Origin of the sequence: Deinococcus hopiensis KR-140 (assembly GCF_900176165.1) — a bacterium.
In the GTDB taxonomy this organism is placed as follows: domain Bacteria; phylum Deinococcota; class Deinococci; order Deinococcales; family Deinococcaceae; genus Deinococcus; species Deinococcus hopiensis.
Map to the genome: position 1 here is coordinate 670,001 of NZ_FWWU01000009.1, position 13,889 is coordinate 683,889.

At 68.0% G+C, this 13,889-nt stretch carries 15 protein-coding genes (1 of these 15 cut by a window edge); 8 read left to right on the plus strand and 7 right to left on the minus strand.

The annotated features are described in order from the left end of the window. Together folK and B9A95_RS16775 are read left to right on the plus strand one after the other, a co-directional pair. Positions 1 to 22, plus strand: the 3' end of a protein-coding gene (gene folK / locus B9A95_RS16770; protein WP_084048346.1) for a 2-amino-4-hydroxy-6-hydroxymethyldihydropteridine diphosphokinase. It extends 470 nt beyond the left edge of the window; only the last 22 of its 492 coding nucleotides appear in the window; its start codon lies beyond the left edge, outside the window; it ends in the stop codon at positions 20 to 22. Between the two features lie 85 nt (positions 23 to 107). After that, positions 108 to 602: a hypothetical protein gene (locus B9A95_RS16775; protein ID WP_084048347.1), complete on the plus strand. Its 495-nt coding sequence runs from the start codon at positions 108 to 110 to the stop codon at positions 600 to 602. A gap of 61 nt (positions 603 to 663) precedes the next feature. Here B9A95_RS16775 and B9A95_RS16780 read toward each other — a convergent pair whose 3' ends face one another. Next, positions 664 to 978, minus strand: a complete 315-nt coding sequence (locus B9A95_RS16780; RefSeq protein ID WP_084048348.1) for a hypothetical protein — start codon at positions 976 to 978, stop codon at positions 664 to 666. 104 nt (positions 979 to 1,082) lie between these two features. Further along, positions 1,083 to 3,239, minus strand: a complete 2,157-nt coding sequence (gene pnp / locus B9A95_RS16785) for a polyribonucleotide nucleotidyltransferase (RefSeq protein WP_084050783.1) — start codon at positions 3,237 to 3,239, stop codon at positions 1,083 to 1,085. Between the two features lie 148 nt (positions 3,240 to 3,387). On the opposite strand from pnp, the gene B9A95_RS16790 reads away from it, so the two are divergent. Further along, on the plus strand, positions 3,388 to 3,666 hold the full coding sequence (locus B9A95_RS16790) for a hypothetical protein (protein ID WP_084048349.1): 279 nt from the start codon (positions 3,388 to 3,390) through the stop codon (positions 3,664 to 3,666). Between the two features lie 658 nt (positions 3,667 to 4,324). Further along, positions 4,325 to 4,732 (plus strand): hypothetical protein, encoded by a 408-nt coding sequence (locus B9A95_RS16800; RefSeq protein ID WP_084048351.1) that lies wholly within the window; start codon positions 4,325 to 4,327, stop codon positions 4,730 to 4,732. A 159-nt stretch (positions 4,733 to 4,891) separates the two neighbouring features. On the opposite strand, the gene B9A95_RS16805 is transcribed toward B9A95_RS16800, so the two are convergent. Then, a complete protein-coding gene (locus B9A95_RS16805; RefSeq protein ID WP_084048352.1) occupies positions 4,892 to 5,863 on the minus strand; it encodes an iron-siderophore ABC transporter substrate-binding protein in 972 nt (323 codons plus the stop codon). A 40-nt stretch (positions 5,864 to 5,903) separates the two neighbouring features. Then, complete coding sequence (locus B9A95_RS16810; RefSeq protein ID WP_084048353.1) at positions 5,904 to 6,638, minus strand: hypothetical protein; 735 nt, start codon at positions 6,636 to 6,638, stop codon at positions 5,904 to 5,906. Between the two features lie 542 nt (positions 6,639 to 7,180). On the opposite strand from B9A95_RS16810, the gene B9A95_RS16815 reads away from it, so the two are divergent. Genes B9A95_RS16815 through B9A95_RS16830 form a run of 4 tightly spaced genes read left to right on the plus strand, consistent with a single transcriptional unit; the run spans position 7,181 to position 12,296 of the window. Beyond that, complete coding sequence (locus B9A95_RS16815) at positions 7,181 to 9,259, plus strand: molybdopterin oxidoreductase family protein (RefSeq protein WP_084048354.1); 2,079 nt, start codon at positions 7,181 to 7,183, stop codon at positions 9,257 to 9,259. Positions 9,260 to 9,319: 60 nt separating this feature from the next. Further along, positions 9,320 to 10,423 carry an acyltransferase gene (locus B9A95_RS16820; RefSeq protein WP_084048355.1) on the plus strand — a complete coding sequence of 368 codons (1,104 nt, stop codon included), beginning with the start codon at positions 9,320 to 9,322 and terminating at the stop codon, positions 10,421 to 10,423. Between the two features lie 47 nt (positions 10,424 to 10,470). Further along, positions 10,471 to 11,523: an alpha/beta hydrolase family protein gene (locus tag B9A95_RS16825; RefSeq protein ID WP_084048356.1), complete on the plus strand. Its 1,053-nt coding sequence runs from the start codon at positions 10,471 to 10,473 to the stop codon at positions 11,521 to 11,523. A 26-nt stretch (positions 11,524 to 11,549) separates the two neighbouring features. Beyond that, the gene (locus tag B9A95_RS16830) at positions 11,550 to 12,296 is read left to right on the plus strand and encodes an SDR family oxidoreductase (RefSeq protein ID WP_084048357.1); all 747 of its coding nucleotides are present in this window, start codon (positions 11,550 to 11,552) and stop codon (positions 12,294 to 12,296) included. 62 nt (positions 12,297 to 12,358) lie between these two features. Here B9A95_RS16830 and B9A95_RS16835 read toward each other — a convergent pair whose 3' ends face one another. The 3 genes from B9A95_RS16835 to B9A95_RS16845 form a co-directional block, all read right to left on the minus strand. Next, positions 12,359 to 12,805 carry a hypothetical protein gene (locus B9A95_RS16835; RefSeq protein WP_084048358.1) on the minus strand — a complete coding sequence of 149 codons (447 nt, stop codon included), beginning with the start codon at positions 12,803 to 12,805 and terminating at the stop codon, positions 12,359 to 12,361. A gap of 82 nt (positions 12,806 to 12,887) precedes the next feature. Then, positions 12,888 to 13,256 (minus strand): transposase, encoded by a 369-nt coding sequence (locus B9A95_RS16840; RefSeq protein ID WP_084048359.1) that lies wholly within the window; start codon positions 13,254 to 13,256, stop codon positions 12,888 to 12,890. Continuing rightward, the gene (locus tag B9A95_RS16845) at positions 13,253 to 13,609 is read right to left on the minus strand and encodes an ArsC/Spx/MgsR family protein (protein WP_170928680.1); all 357 of its coding nucleotides are present in this window, start codon (positions 13,607 to 13,609) and stop codon (positions 13,253 to 13,255) included. The genes B9A95_RS16840 and B9A95_RS16845 overlap by 4 nt, the downstream gene beginning before the upstream one ends. Between the last annotated feature and the right edge of the window lie 280 nt (positions 13,610 to 13,889).

Consider the following 13,889-nt stretch of genomic DNA (forward strand, 5'->3'; position numbering starts at 1 on the left):
GTGCAAGTCCTCGGACTGGTAGGTGCCAGTCTGATGGGGTCCAGGCCATGGGTGTCCGTGCGATGAAGACACGTCTGCGGCTCCGGTCACGCTATCCTGGGGGCGATATGAGCGAGTTGACTTCCTCCAAACGGCACGGCGGAGCGGGCCGCACGCTGCTGTGGCTGGCCATCCTGCTGAGCCTGCTGCTGCTCGGCTTCGTGACGGCCCTGAGTATCCGGGCCAACCCCTACGTGAGCAATGTTCAGCAGGGGGGCATCAGCAAATTCAAATTTATCGAGGAATGCAAGGACCAGCTCAGCGAGGCGGGCAAACTGCCGGTCAATCTGGGTGGGCAGTCCACCACCTTGGAGCAGGTGCTCGCGCAGAGCCGGCCCCTGAAAGCTGGCGAGCATATCCTCGCCGAGCTGAACGCCGAACCCCGCGAGGTGGTCCGCGCAGCGCAGGTCGCCCAGACCGGAGGCTGGGCCATGACCACGCCCGTGCTGCTGTCGGTGGAAGGTCCGCAGGGCAGCACGCCCCTCGGCCAGCTTGGGCTGCAGTGCGCACACGAGAAGGACAGCGGCAAGACCGTCGCCAGCATCCTGCCACCAAGCCAGTAAGCCGGAAAGCGACCTGGGCCGCCGCCTTCGCGCGAAGGCGGCGGCCCTGTTGTTGGCCGCCCTACAGCACCGCTTCCAGCCCGCTCAGGCACTCCTGGGCGATGGCGCGGGCGAGCGGATCACGGGTGGAGCGGGCGTAGCTGACGCCGAGGTGCAGGTGCTCCTGCCCGGCCTGACTGCCCACGAGCACGAGCGTCTGGTAGTAGGCGAGGTGGGTGTGCGCGAGCAGCACGTCTCGGGTGCGCTCGGGGGGCAGGGCGCGGAGGATGCCCAGCGCTTCCTCATAGGCCTCGGTGGCCCGGTCCTGATCGCCCTCCACGGCCCACTCGCGCCCCAGTTGTAGGCTGCGGGCGGCGGTGAGGTAAGCGGGACGCATGGGAGGATTGTAGCGTGGGCGGGACTCGCCCCTGCGAACGCTGCAGAAGTTCAGAGTGGGGAGGAGGGGCCACCCCACTCTGGGTGGCCCCTCCGTTTAAAAGATCAGTCCCGGCGCGGCGGACGCGGTCCCCGGTCCCCACCTCCCGGGCGCGCTCCTCGCGGCTCGCGGGGGGCAATCTTGCCTTCGAGTTCCGGGCGGATCAGGTCGATCTTGCCTCGGTCGTCCACATTCACGATCTTGACGCGCAACCTGTCGCCCACGTTCAGCACGTCTTCCACCGCATTGATGCGCTCCTCGCTCATCTGTGAGATGTGCAGCATGCCGTCCTGGCCGGGGTAGAGGTTGATAAAGGCTCCGAAGGGTGCAGTCTTGACCACCGTGCCCTCGTATTCCTCACCCACCTTGGCGGTCTTGGTCAGGCCCTCGATACGGGTGCGCACCGCTTCGGCGGCCTGGCCGTCGGCGCTGAAGATCCGGACGCTGCCGTCCTCCTCGATGGTCACCTGCGCGCCCATCGCTTCGAGCTCGCGGATCTGCTTGCCACCCGGCCCGATCACCTTGCCGATCAGCTCGGGGTTGATCTTCAGGGACACGATGCGGGGCGCGGTGGGCGAGAGCTCACTGCGGGGAGCGGGCAGCACTTCGGCCATCTTGCCGAGGATATGCAGCCGGGCCTCGCGGGCCTGGGCCAGGGCCTCGCGCATCACAGCGGGGGTGATGCCGCCCACCTTGATGTCCATCTGGAGGGCCGTGACACCCTCGGCGGTGCCGCAGACTTTGAAATCCATGTCGCCCAGCGCGTCTTCCAAGCCCAGAATGTCGGTCAGGATGCGGTAACGCTCGCCCTCCATCACCAGGCCCATCGCCACGCCCGCCACAGGGGCCTTGAGCGGCACACCTGCGTCCATCAGGGCCAGGGTTCCGGCGCACACGGTTGCCATGCTGCTCGAACCGTTGGATTCCAGCACCTCGCCGACCACGCGCAGCACGTAGGGAAACTCCTCAAAGGAGGGGAGCACCGCGCGGATGGCCCGCTTGGCGAGGTGGCCGTGGCCCACCTCGCGGCGGGACTGGCCGCCCATGCGCTTGACCTCGCCCGTGGAATACGGCGGGAAATTGTAGTGCAGCAGGAACTTGTCGTTGTCCTCGTTGGTCAGGTCGTCCACCAGCAGTTCGTCGCGCTCGGTGCCGAGCGTCGCTACGCCCAGTACCTGCGTCTCGCCGCGCGTGAAGATCGCGCTGCCGTGCGCGCGGGGCAGTGGCCGGGCCTCGATCCAGATGGGGCGCACGGTTTTGGAATTGCGACCGTCGGCGCGCAGGTCGTCTTCCAGAATCAGGCGGCGCAGTTCCTGCTTTTCCACCTTGCCGAAAGCGGCCTTCAGGGCGGCGGTGTGCTCGGCGTCCGCGTCCAGCACGCGGGCAGCGATCAGTCGGTCGCGCAGGGCCTTGAGGTTCGCGCTGCGCTCCTTTTTCTTCACCGTCAGCAGGGCGTCGCGCAGGCCTGCCGCTTTGGCCGCCTCAGTCAACTCGGGCACGAGGTCCGTGCTGAGGTCGCCATCGGCCAGGAAGTTGAACTTCTCCTGGCCCAGTTCAGCGCGCATCTGCTCGATCAGGCCCAGGACGCCCTGCATCTCCCGGTGGGCGAACTCGATGGCCCCCACGAGCGTTTCTTCGGAGACGGTCTGCGCCCCCGCTTCCACCATCAGCACGGCGTCGCGCGTGCCCGCCACCACGAGGTCGAACGCGGAGCGGGTCAGTTGCTCGGCGGTGGGGTTGATGACGTACTCGCCGTCCACCTGGCCCACACGCACGCAGGCGGTGGGGCCACCCCAGGGAATGTCGCTGATGCTGAGCGCCGCCGATGCTCCAATGGGGCCGAGCACGTCCGGCGCGTTTTGCTGATCTGCGCTCAGCACCGTGATGATGACCTGCGTTTCGTGGCGGTAGCCCTTGGGAAACAGGGGCCGAATCTGGCGGTCGGTGATGCGGGCGGACAGGATGGCGCGCTCGCCAGGGCGTCCTTCCCGGCGGTGGAACGAGCCGGGAATCTTACCCACCGCATAGTGCCGTTCTTCGAACTCGACGGTCAGGGGCAAAAAGTCCAGCGTGCTCTTGTCGTCCCTCGCCTGGGCAGTCACAAGCAGCATGGTGTCGCCGTAGCGCAGGGTAACGCTGCCGCTGACGAGCTTTGCCAGGCGGCCCGTCTCGATGCTCAGCTCGCGTCCGCCGAGCACCGTGGTGTAAGTCTTGGCAATCATGAGCATGAGTCTATCCCGCCGCACAGAGGGCAAAAGAGCGGCGAGACGCGAAGCAGCGGCCAAAGGCGGACGTGACGCCGCGCCCGGGGGTCTACAGCGGTGGAGGGGACTGGAAAACGCGCCTCTGACGGCGAGTCCTGATGGGCCCTTGATCGCCGTGACGCGCTCGCCCGCTGGGCAACCCTACGGGCCCTACGGCACCCGGGTCGAGGTGAGGAAGACGGCCACAGAATGGGGGGGCCTGCCCTCCCGGGTTCAGCCCGCCAACGGCGACGGCGAAACCATGCTGTTGGGGCCCGGCGGCCAGACCCTGTGGAGCGCCCACGCGGGAACTGCCCGCCACGAGGCGCGCAGCGGAACGCTGATCGGGATGGCGGTGGGAAGCTGCCGGAGCCGAGATCGGCGTCGTGGCCTTTGCGCCGCCTGACCGCTTCTACGCCCCCGCCTCCGTCAATGACGCCACCCTGGACCTGATGCCCCTGGACGCGGAAACCGGGGGCCGGCGCGTCACGCCCTATCCGCCCACCCCAGCGGAGCGCCAAACGGCCAGCGGCCCAGGCACCTCCCAGCCACCTCGTACGCCGAAACCCCCGCCATGAGGGCGGGGTGGACTGACCCCATTCGGGGCCATGACCGCCCTGGCCTTCGCCTCGCCGTAGCAACTCGTGAGCGCGGCGCAGGACGGCGAGGTGAAGGCGTGCGTCGTGGCAGGTCAGGTCGGGTACGCCTGGGGCCGGAGCAGAGCGCACTGTGCCTCCCGCGGGAGGCGGCGGATGCTCCCCGCCACCGAAGAGGGGCTGGTGCTGTTCGGCCCGTGTGGCGGCCAGCGCAGACGCTGTTCGGGCCTCAGGGCACGCCGACAGACGTGTGGGCGACGGCAGACGGACGCCCCGTCTGGACAATCTCGCGGGAAGGCACCCTCACGCGGCTTTTCCCGCCGCCTCTGCCCTGAACGCCGCTGTGCACGCCAAGAAGGAACGCGAGCGGGAAAGGGCGCGTACCGGGAGCAGGAAAGACGTACCGGGCGGAGGGGATCTGCCGCTGGGGGTGCGGGTGGGAGAGGCACAGGCCCCGGGCCTGAGCCCGTGGGGGCGGGGCCGGACAGCCGCACCTGGGCCTGGGTGTTCCTCGCGCCGGGCCCGCCGGCCACCATCGTCTTGCCTTTCCTGGCGGGAACCCTGCTCGGCTTCGGCACCCTGGTCCGGGCGCGGCGCCTTCACTTCCTGCTGATGCTGGCCCTTGAGGGCGTGGCTTCGCTGCCACACCAGGGGCGGTGGTATGTGGGCCGCCGCGGCGCTCTACCGCTGCCTGAGGGTGATGGGCTTTATGCGCCGGCTGGGAACGCGCCAAGCGGAGGGCCAAGAAGTCTGCCGGGACGCGGGCCCCGTTGCCCGAACGGGGTACGCGCTCGCCGGAGTCCAACCGGCCCCGGTGTGGGCTTCGCGCTGGTGCTGGGAGCCGCCCTCCTGCACGCCCGGAACAGCGCGTTCTGACTGCTGGCGGTCAACCACTTTCTGCGCGTCTGCCCAGTGCCGTTGCGTTTGCCCAGTGCCGTTGCGTCTGCCCATCCCGTGGAGCTGCTGCACCGAAACGGGAACGGCTCACCGGCCGCATGGAGCCTTTTGCCCCGAGTGCTGCAACTGTGAGGGCGCCTACTTCACTTTCTCCAGGATCAGCCGCGTCAGGTCATTGCTGTTGCGGATAGACACCAGCGGACCGGAATACGGGCTGAAGTCCTCGGGCACGTACAGCACGCTCTGGGCCTTCAGGCGCTGGCCCACAGGCGTCTTCAGGAAGGCGTCCGCGCCGTTGTAGGGTGCGCCGGGGGGAAACAGCACCACCAGGGTTTTCGCGTCCAGGCCCAGCAGCGCCTCGTCGCTGACCTGCGCGCCCACGCCGAGGCTCAGCTTGCTGGGCTGAATGCCGTCTCTAAAGCCCACCGCTCGGAGGTCCGGGATCAGGCGGGTGCTGGAGTAGACCCAGTTGCTGCCGCCCGTGAAGGGTGCCAGCACCACGACCTTGGAATATCTGCGAAAGGCGCCCGCCGCCTGCAACTTGCGCGCATTGGCCCGGTTGGTGTCGGCCACCTGTTTGATCAGTTGCTCGGCCTGCACCTGCTTGCCGAACACACGCGCCAGATCCCGCAGTCCCCGCTGCCAGAAGCCCGGGCCGCCCTCCTTGTACCCGACCGTAGGCGCGATGCGGCTGAGCTTGTCGTAGTTCTGGTTGCCGTCCCAGGTCAGGCGAACGATCAGGTCCGGCTTCAGTGCCAGCAACGTTTCGAAGTTGGGCGCGGTCCAGCTGCCCACATAAGCCGGGCCGTTCAACTTGCCCCGCTTGTAGAAGCCCGAGTTCAGCACGTCCGCCTTGACTTTGCCGCCGCTGAGGTCCCCCGGATTGAGATACGTGCTGCCCAGCCCGACCACCCGCTCGCCCAGGCCCAGGGCGAACAGCCAGCCCAGCGCTTCCTCGTCCATCGCCACAATGCGCTGCGGATTCTTGCGGATGGTGGCCGTGCCCTCGTCGTGCTTGAGCGTGAGCGCAGGAGCGGCGGACGGTTGCTGGGCCTCGACGGGGAGCGAGGTGGTCAGGAGCAGGGCAGTCAGGGCGAGAGTTTTTGGCATCAAGGTTCCTCGGCTGCAATTGTTGATTATTCCAATTATATTAGTCAAGTTTAGAGGGCGCCTCCGCAAGGACGGACAGGAAGGGGTGGGGCAGGCCTTCAGGTGGCTGTGGACGGGCCGAGGGGAGGCGCCTTTTCACGTTCCGCGGCTTGCGGCCCGCTCCAGATGCGCGCGCAGCGAAGCAGATCGAACCTGTTCCGACGATCGGCCCGGCGTGCCCCACGAGCAGGAAGGCCAGCGGCAGCTCCAGGGTGGTCATCACGGGGAGCCAGAAGGCGGCTCCAAGTCCCCGCAGAGGAGGAAGTACCCGCAGAGGAGGACAGGCAGGCACCGGAGTTGCCGCCACCACGTCCACACCGCTCCGAACAGCAGGCCCAGACCCTGCGCGAAGGGCGCAAACACCATACAGTCTGCTCGGGAGCCCGCGCAGGCTGGTGGCGGTAAAGGTGAGGAACACGCCCTGGGCAGTGATCACGTTGTCCAGTTCCCACGCGAGGCTCGCGCCGCCCAGCGCCCGGATGGGGTAGAGGCTGCCGCGCTGAAACTGGGCGGGTTGAGCTGTCCGTGCCGTCAGGGCGAAGTCACGGCTGGGTTCGCGCCGGGCTCCCAGCAGGTGGCTCCAGCCGCGCGCCGGAAGCAGCCCCTCCCACACGCTGCCGCCCTCCAGGTCCGTGGTGTCCAGCTCCTTGACCGCGACGCGAAACACCGAGAGGTTGCCGCTGCTCTCGGAAAGGGGAAAGCGGAAACGCCGCTCGCCGCGCCACCGCCGCGCCACAGTAAAGTCCAGCGCCGCATACGTGCGTGAGCGGTCCAGGCGAATGGAAACCTCGCTCTGAAGGGGTAGCCTGCCGGGGAAACACCCCCTGCCGCCCGTTGCGCCGGAAACGCTCCACCAGCCGCGTCACGTTCTCGCCCGTGGGATCGGTGAGGTGCGGCGCGAGGACCTGAACGCCCTCCAAACGCACTTGCCGCAGCAGTTCGGGGGGCAAGGTCAGGGCGCGGGTCGAGGTCTTTTCGGAGAGGTAGACGGCGGTGGGGGTCTGCTGCGCGGTGGGTGCCCAGCCCAGCGCGAGGATGGCCAGAAACACCGCCCAGCCGTGCCACCGCTCCAGCAAGTTTCGCAGGGAGTCCAGCTCCGTCTGCACCGGACGTACGTCCCGGAACCGTTCACCTTCTCATTGTGACTCCTGACGTTATATATGTGTAACATACTCATATTGCTCAGAGGAGGCATCCTCCAGCTGGTGAAGGCTGGACCTCCGCCGCATGTGCGTGCCGGACCTCTTTTGCCGCCAGGGAGGGGCATAGACTCGGAGCATGACCGCCACTCCCACCCGCGACGTGCTCCTCACCTGTCCCCTCGACTGCCCGGACGCCTGCCGCCTGCGCGTGACGCTGGGCCAGGGCGAGGACGGACGCGAGCGGGCCTTAAAGCTGACGGGCGACGCCTCGCATCCCTACACCAAGGGCTTCGCGTGCGTGAAGACGGTCCACTACCCGGCGCGGCAGCACCACCCGGACCGGCCCGTGTACCCACTGCGCCGCGTCGGCGAGAAGACGGACCCCGAGCCCCGCTTCGAGCGTGTGACCTGGGACGAGGCGCTGGACGATATCGCTGTCCGGCTGCGGAAGTTGCTGGACACGAGGGGGCCTTCGTCAATCCTGCGCTACAACTACGCGGGCACAATGGGGCTGATGGAGGGCTCGCACGCCCACGCCCTGTGGCGGGCGCTGGGCACTCCCGAACTGGACGAGACGATCTGCGCGACGGCGGGGACGGCGGCATGGTCTCTGGGCTACGGCGCGCGTTATGCGGTGGACCCGCTGGACGTCCCGCATGCGCGGCTGATCGTGCTGTGGGGCATCAATTCGCTGAGCACCCACAGTCACCTGACGCCCCAGATAACGGCCGCCCGCAAAAATGGGGCGCGCGTCATCCACATCGATCCCTACCGCAACCGCACCTCGGGCTATGCGGACACCCACCTCAAACTGAAGCCGGGAACCGACGCAGCCCTGGCCCTGGGCGTGATGCACGGGCTGTTTGCCCACGGCTGGACCGATGAGGCGTACATCGCGGAGGCGACGGTTGGGGCCGAGGAGGTGCGCGAGGCGGCGCGCGAGTGGACGCCCGAGCGGACGGCGGAAGTGACCGGACTGACGGTGGAGGAGGTGCGGGACCTCGCCCACGCCATCGGCACCACCCGCCCCACCTACATCCGCGTGGGTTACGGGATGACCCGGCACGAGAACGGCGGCACCAACCTCCGCGCCGTGACCTTGATTCCGGCCCTCACGGGCGACTGGCGGCACCGGGGCGGCGGCGTGGTCCTCAGCACGAGCGGGGCGTTCGGGCTCAACCGCTCTCGGGTGGGGGGCGCGCACCTCGTCCAGCCGGAAACGCCGCACATCAACATGAACGAGCTGGCGAACGCCCTGACTCCAGAGGCCGGACTGGGCGCGCTCGTCGTGTACAACACCAATCCCGCCGTTGTCGCTCCCGATTCCCAGCGGGTCCGGGCCGGAATGCAGCGCGAGGACCTGCTGCTGGTGGTGCTGGAACAGGCCATGACCGAGACGGCGCGGCTGGCCGACTACGTGCTGCCTGCCACCACCTTTATGGAGCACCCGGACGTGTACACGAGTTACGGCCACCACTGGCTGGGCTACAACCGCGCCGAACTGGAAGCGCCCGGTGAGGCGCGGCCCAACACCTGGGTGTTTCAGCAGCTGGCCCGCCGCCTGGGCGTGACCGAGCCGAGCGTGTATTGGACGGCAGACGAACTGCTGACGGAGGTGCTGAGCAGCGGCCACCCTCACCTGCGGGGCGTCACCCCCGAGCGACTGAAGGCTGAGGGCACGGTGCGCCTGAGCCTTCCCGAGGCCTTCTTGCCCTACGCGAACGGGGCGGACACCCCCAGCGGCAAGGTGCAACTCTCGCCCGCGCCCCTTTACCGGGCGGTGGAGGCCGTGGTCAACGCCGACTACCCCCTGCGCCTGCTGACGCCGCCCGCCCACCACTTCCTGAACAGCACCTATGGGAATCTGGAGAACCTCAACCGGGCCGAGGGCGAGGAGCCGCACGTCCTCGTCCACCCCGAGGACGCCGAGGCGTATGGCTTCGGTGACGGCGAATATGTCCGTATCGTCAGCGAGGTGGGCCAGGCCGTGCGCCGGGTCAAGGTGACGGAAGCGGCGCAGCCCGGCGTCGCCGTGGTGGAGGGGACGTGGTGGGGCCTGTCCGCGCCCGATGGGACGAGCATCAATGCCGTGACGGCCCAGACGCTGACCGATCTGGGCGGTGGGAGTACGTTTCACAACACGCGGGTACGGCTGGAGCGGGTGGAGAGTGGGGAGGCGGTACGGAAAGCCGGGGAGTTGCTTCAGGTGCGCTGATTCCAGTCAGGGGCAAATCGTCGCCCACTGCTCAGGGCCCTTGCCTATACTGGCCTGCCCATGACTGCCCCCTCTGTCGCTGCTGCCCCCCCTGCCTCTCCGGCCACGCCGGGGAGCGGTGGAGCACGCCTGGCGGCCATCGACGTGTTCCGGGGGGTCGCCATCCTGGCGGTGGTGCTGCACCACCTCACCGGTATGGCGCTGGGATTCACGCAGCAGGGATCCACGCTCCGCCTTGCGCTGGCGGTCCTCAACCGGAGTCTGCATTTCGTGGTTCCGGCGTTCGTGTTTATCACCGCACTGGTGCTGACGCGCTCAGCCATGCGGCGGCTGGACCTGAAAACGTACTATGTGGCCCGCGTCCGCACGGCGCTCTTGCCGTACGTCCTCTGGACGGTGCTGTACGTCCTTTTCCGGGTGGCCACCCACCTCGACCCCGCCTCCATCCTTGCCGACCCAGCGCGGTGGCTGTTTTGGTTGCAGTACGGCAAGGGCTATTACCACCTGTATTTCCTCTTGATCGTCTTGCAGTTTTACCTCGTGCTGCCGTTGCTGCTGCCCCTGTGGCGGCGGCGCTGGCCCTTTGTGGCGGTGCTGGCGACCGCGCTGGTCGGGCAGCTCCTGGTGTATCACCTCAACCACGTGGGCGTCCTGCACTTCCGTTTCCCCGGCACGATGGCGCTGTGGTACCTGCCCTCCATCACCCTGGGCATGTACTTCGGCGCAAACGAGGGGGCTTTCGGGGCGCTGTGGGCGCGGTGGCGCTGGGCCATCGTGGCGGTGACGCTGCTCGCACTTGCGTGGTACGTGCCCGTCTCCGTGGAACTCCTGGAGGGCCGGGCCGTGAGCAGCCTGACCTACAGTGCGGCCAACTGGACGTACACGGCAGCGGCGGTGCTGGCCCTGTTCGGGCTGTCGCAGGGGTTGGCCGCGGTGCAGGCGCGGTGGAGAGGGGCGCTGGTGTACCTGGGCACGGTCAGCCTGCAGATCTTCCTGATCCACCCCGGAGTCCTGCGAATCCTGAAGCACTTCGGGTTTCCCGGGCACACGGGACCCTTCCTCGCCGTGGTGGTGCTGTACGGCCTGGTGGCGCTGGCTGTGCCCCTCGTGATCGCGCGGGTGCTGGAGGGCCGCGCCCTGTCGCGCTGGCTGTTTGGGCGCTGAGGGTATCGTCAGCCGGGGGGCAGACACCTCTGCTACGCTCGGCCCCGATGAAGCCCGCCCTGTTCCCGCCTCTCCTGCTGACCGCACTGCTGGCCGCCGGGTCCCCAGCTTCGGCCCAGGACGTGCCCCCTGCCCCTGCGCCGCCCTCTTCGGTCCAGCCTTCACCGACGTCCCCGCCGCAGGACGCAGCGCCGCAACCCCCGGCCACGCCTGCCATACCGGCAAGCCCCCAGGACGCGCCCACCGCCCCGCCCCTTCTGCCCGAACTGCCCGAGGCCCTTCGCTTCGCGCACCCGCTGGGCGAAGCCTTCCTGTTCCTCCCCGCTGCCTGCGCGCCGTCTTGCTCGTTGGTGGTGGTGTCGCACTCCCGGGGCATGACCGCCGACCTCAGCCTGACCCGGCCCCATCTGCGCGCCATCTATGCCCGGCTGCTGGGGGCCGGATTTGCCGTGCTTGTGAGCAACGACGCGGGACCGACGACGTGGGGCGCACCGCAGGCCCTGACCTACCTGGCCGAAATGCGGGCGCGGGCCATCCAGAGCTTTGCGTTTAGCGGGCGGACCTACAACTTCGGGTATTCGATGGGTGGGCTGCCCGCGCTGCTCACGGCCTACCTGCCCGTATATCCTGTTTCGGGCGTGATGCTGCTGGACGCGGAAGTCAACCTCACTGACGTATGGACTGGTCCCAACGCCACCTTTCGGGCGGATATGAGCGCGGCCTACGACCTGCCCTCCGGCGCGCCCCTGCCGCGTGCCCGCGACCCCTACAACGACTTCGCCACCCCCGAGGCCGCGCGGCTCCCCATTCTGGTGGTGGGCAGTGCGGAGGACCGCGTGGTCCCCTTCGCCCGCAACGGTGAGGCGCTGTTCGCCCGCACCACCTCGCCCCAGAGCCGTATCGTCCGCCTGACCGGCCCCCACCTCGGTGGCACACACTTCGGCCCGGCCCTGGTCGACGAGATGCTGGCTTTCCTGGCAGGGCTGGAACCTGCCAGGAAAGCCGTGCCCGAAACGCCCGCTGCCCCAGTCACACCCGGTCCGTCGCCGGCCGCGCCTGGGCCTGCCACGCCTGGGCCGCCCGGTGAAGAGGGCAGGTGAAGCGGAGCCCGCGCTTAAGCTGAAGCGTGACGAACGCGATATTGATTACCGGGGGCAGCCGGGGGATCGGGGCAGCCACCGCCCGCCTCGCCGCGCAGCGGGGCTACCGGGTGGCCGTGAACTACCGGCAAGGCGCGCGCGCTGCTGAAGCGCTGGTGCGCGAGATCGAGAAACTGGGCGGCCAGGCGCTCGCCGTGCAGGCCGATGTGGGGCAAGGGACGGACGTGGAGCGGATGTTCGACGGGGTTGCGTCCGCCCTCGGTCCCCTCACGGCGCTGGTGAACAATGCGGGCACGCTGGAAATGCAGTCCCGCGTGGACGGGCTGGATGCGGCGCGGCTTGGGCGTATCCTGACCACCAACGTCGTCGGCAGCTTCCTGTGCGCGGGGGCGGCGGTGCGCCAAATGTCCACGCGGTACGGCGGAAGGGGCGGCGTGATCGTCAACGTCTCCTCCCGCGCCGCCGTGCTGGGCTCTGCGGGCGAGTACGTGGACTACGCGGCGTCGAAAGCCGCGGTGGATACCCTCACTGTGGGCCTGGCCCGCGAGGTGGCGGCCGAGGGCATCCGCGTCTGCGGGGTACGCCCTGGACTCATTGAGACGGAGATCCACGCGCTGGGTGGAGAACCCGGCAGGGTGGCCCGCCTCGCGTCCGGGGTGCCGCTGGGCCGGGGCGGTCAGGCAGAGGAGGTGGCCCGCGCGATCCTGTGGCTGATCTCGGATGAGGCGAGCTACGTGACCGGCACGCTGCTGGACGTGAGTGGGGGGCGCTGACCCGCCCCTTTCGGCACGCTCGCTGCAAGCGCGGTGTGAGCGACTGTCTGGAAAGGGAAAAATCAGGCGGGGACTGCGTTCTGCTGGGCAAAAGCAGCGAGTCTGCGAAGCATACGGCGGATGAAGGAGAGCAGGATGAAGGCCTCGGTGGTCTCGGGGAGGAGGCCATAGGCTCGGTAGAGCCTTCGGTTAAACGACAACCAGGCGAAGGCGGCGCTCCACCACCGAGCGCTCCCCGATGACGGCACAACCGCGGTGATCCCGAAACGTTTTGATCTGGTCCTCGCCCAGCTCTTGGCATCGGGGCGCTGAACGATTTCGACGCTGTATCCGGGTGTGGTCTTGACCCATCCTTCCCACTTGCCCTGATCTCCACCACCGGCAAAGAGGTGGCGTTTCATCGGGGCCTGTTTGCGCCGCAACTCCTGCAGAAGTTGCTCGCTCCCCTGCCGACCGGTGATGTTCGCGGGGAGGACCTTGCCCCCGAGGAGGAGCCCAAGGGTGTCCACGATCAGCTGGTGCTCTCGTCCGTTGACCTTCTTGCCCCCGTCCTATCCTCGGGGGCCCCTTTTTGCGAGGTCTTGACGCTCCTCAAATCCACAACCCCTGCACCCGGTGCGCCATTTCTTCACGTACCCGGGCTTGGAGGCCATCAACGGTGCCCTCCCACAAGCCGCTCTTTTTCCATGGTCGCAAGTCGTCATCCACCGCCTTCCAATGGGGAAAATCAGCGGGCAACAAGCGCCAGGACACCCCACCTCGTTTGACCGAGAAGACTGTATCCACGGTGTCGCGGCGATAAAGATGAGCAGGTCGCCCACCGGTTTTGGCGCAGGAGCGTGGAGTTCGAGAATCAATCGCGCGCCTTCCCGGGTGTCCGCCGAGGACGTTCGCGCACACCTGAAAAAGAGGAGGGTTGATCAAAATCCCCGCAACCACGCTTTTCAGGCAGTCTCTCATTCCTCGAGCATTCGTGCCCACCCTTCTTTGTCCTCACCCACCGTCAGCACCTTGCCCCCGCGCACAAGCGGCAGGCGCAGCAGCTCCGGCGTCTCGATGACGCGGGCGATAATGCCCTCTTCCGTGGTCCGCAGGTAGGCGAGGTTGGAGCGCTCATACGCCTTGCCCTCCAGGTCCAGCAGGGCATTCAGCCCGAATTTCTGCATGAAGCGGGCCAGTTCCCCCTTGGCGATGGGCTTCACGCCCAGGTCCACGAAATGCACCTTGACCCGCCGCTCCTTGAAGAACCTCTCGGCGGCGCGGGTGGCCGCACTCTTCTTGAGGCCGAACATCTGGACTTGGGGAGCGGTCATTGGGGGAGTCTAGCCGCTGCTCGCCGTGACGGCATGCCCGGCTGGCCTGCCCCCTGCACCCGGCGGGGAAGGCCAGGTAACGCGGAGCAGAGGGACCGTACAGGGCGGGGGAGAACACCGCGAAGCCCGCTGTAGTCGTGGGCTTGTCGGGGCGCGTTCCACGCCACGTTCACGCTCTCGCCCGCCTCGTTTCCGAACTCGGCGCCAAGCAGGTGATGCATCCCACCGATCTTGGTCAGAAAGGCGCCCCCGAACCCGACATGAACGTGGTTGGCTGGGG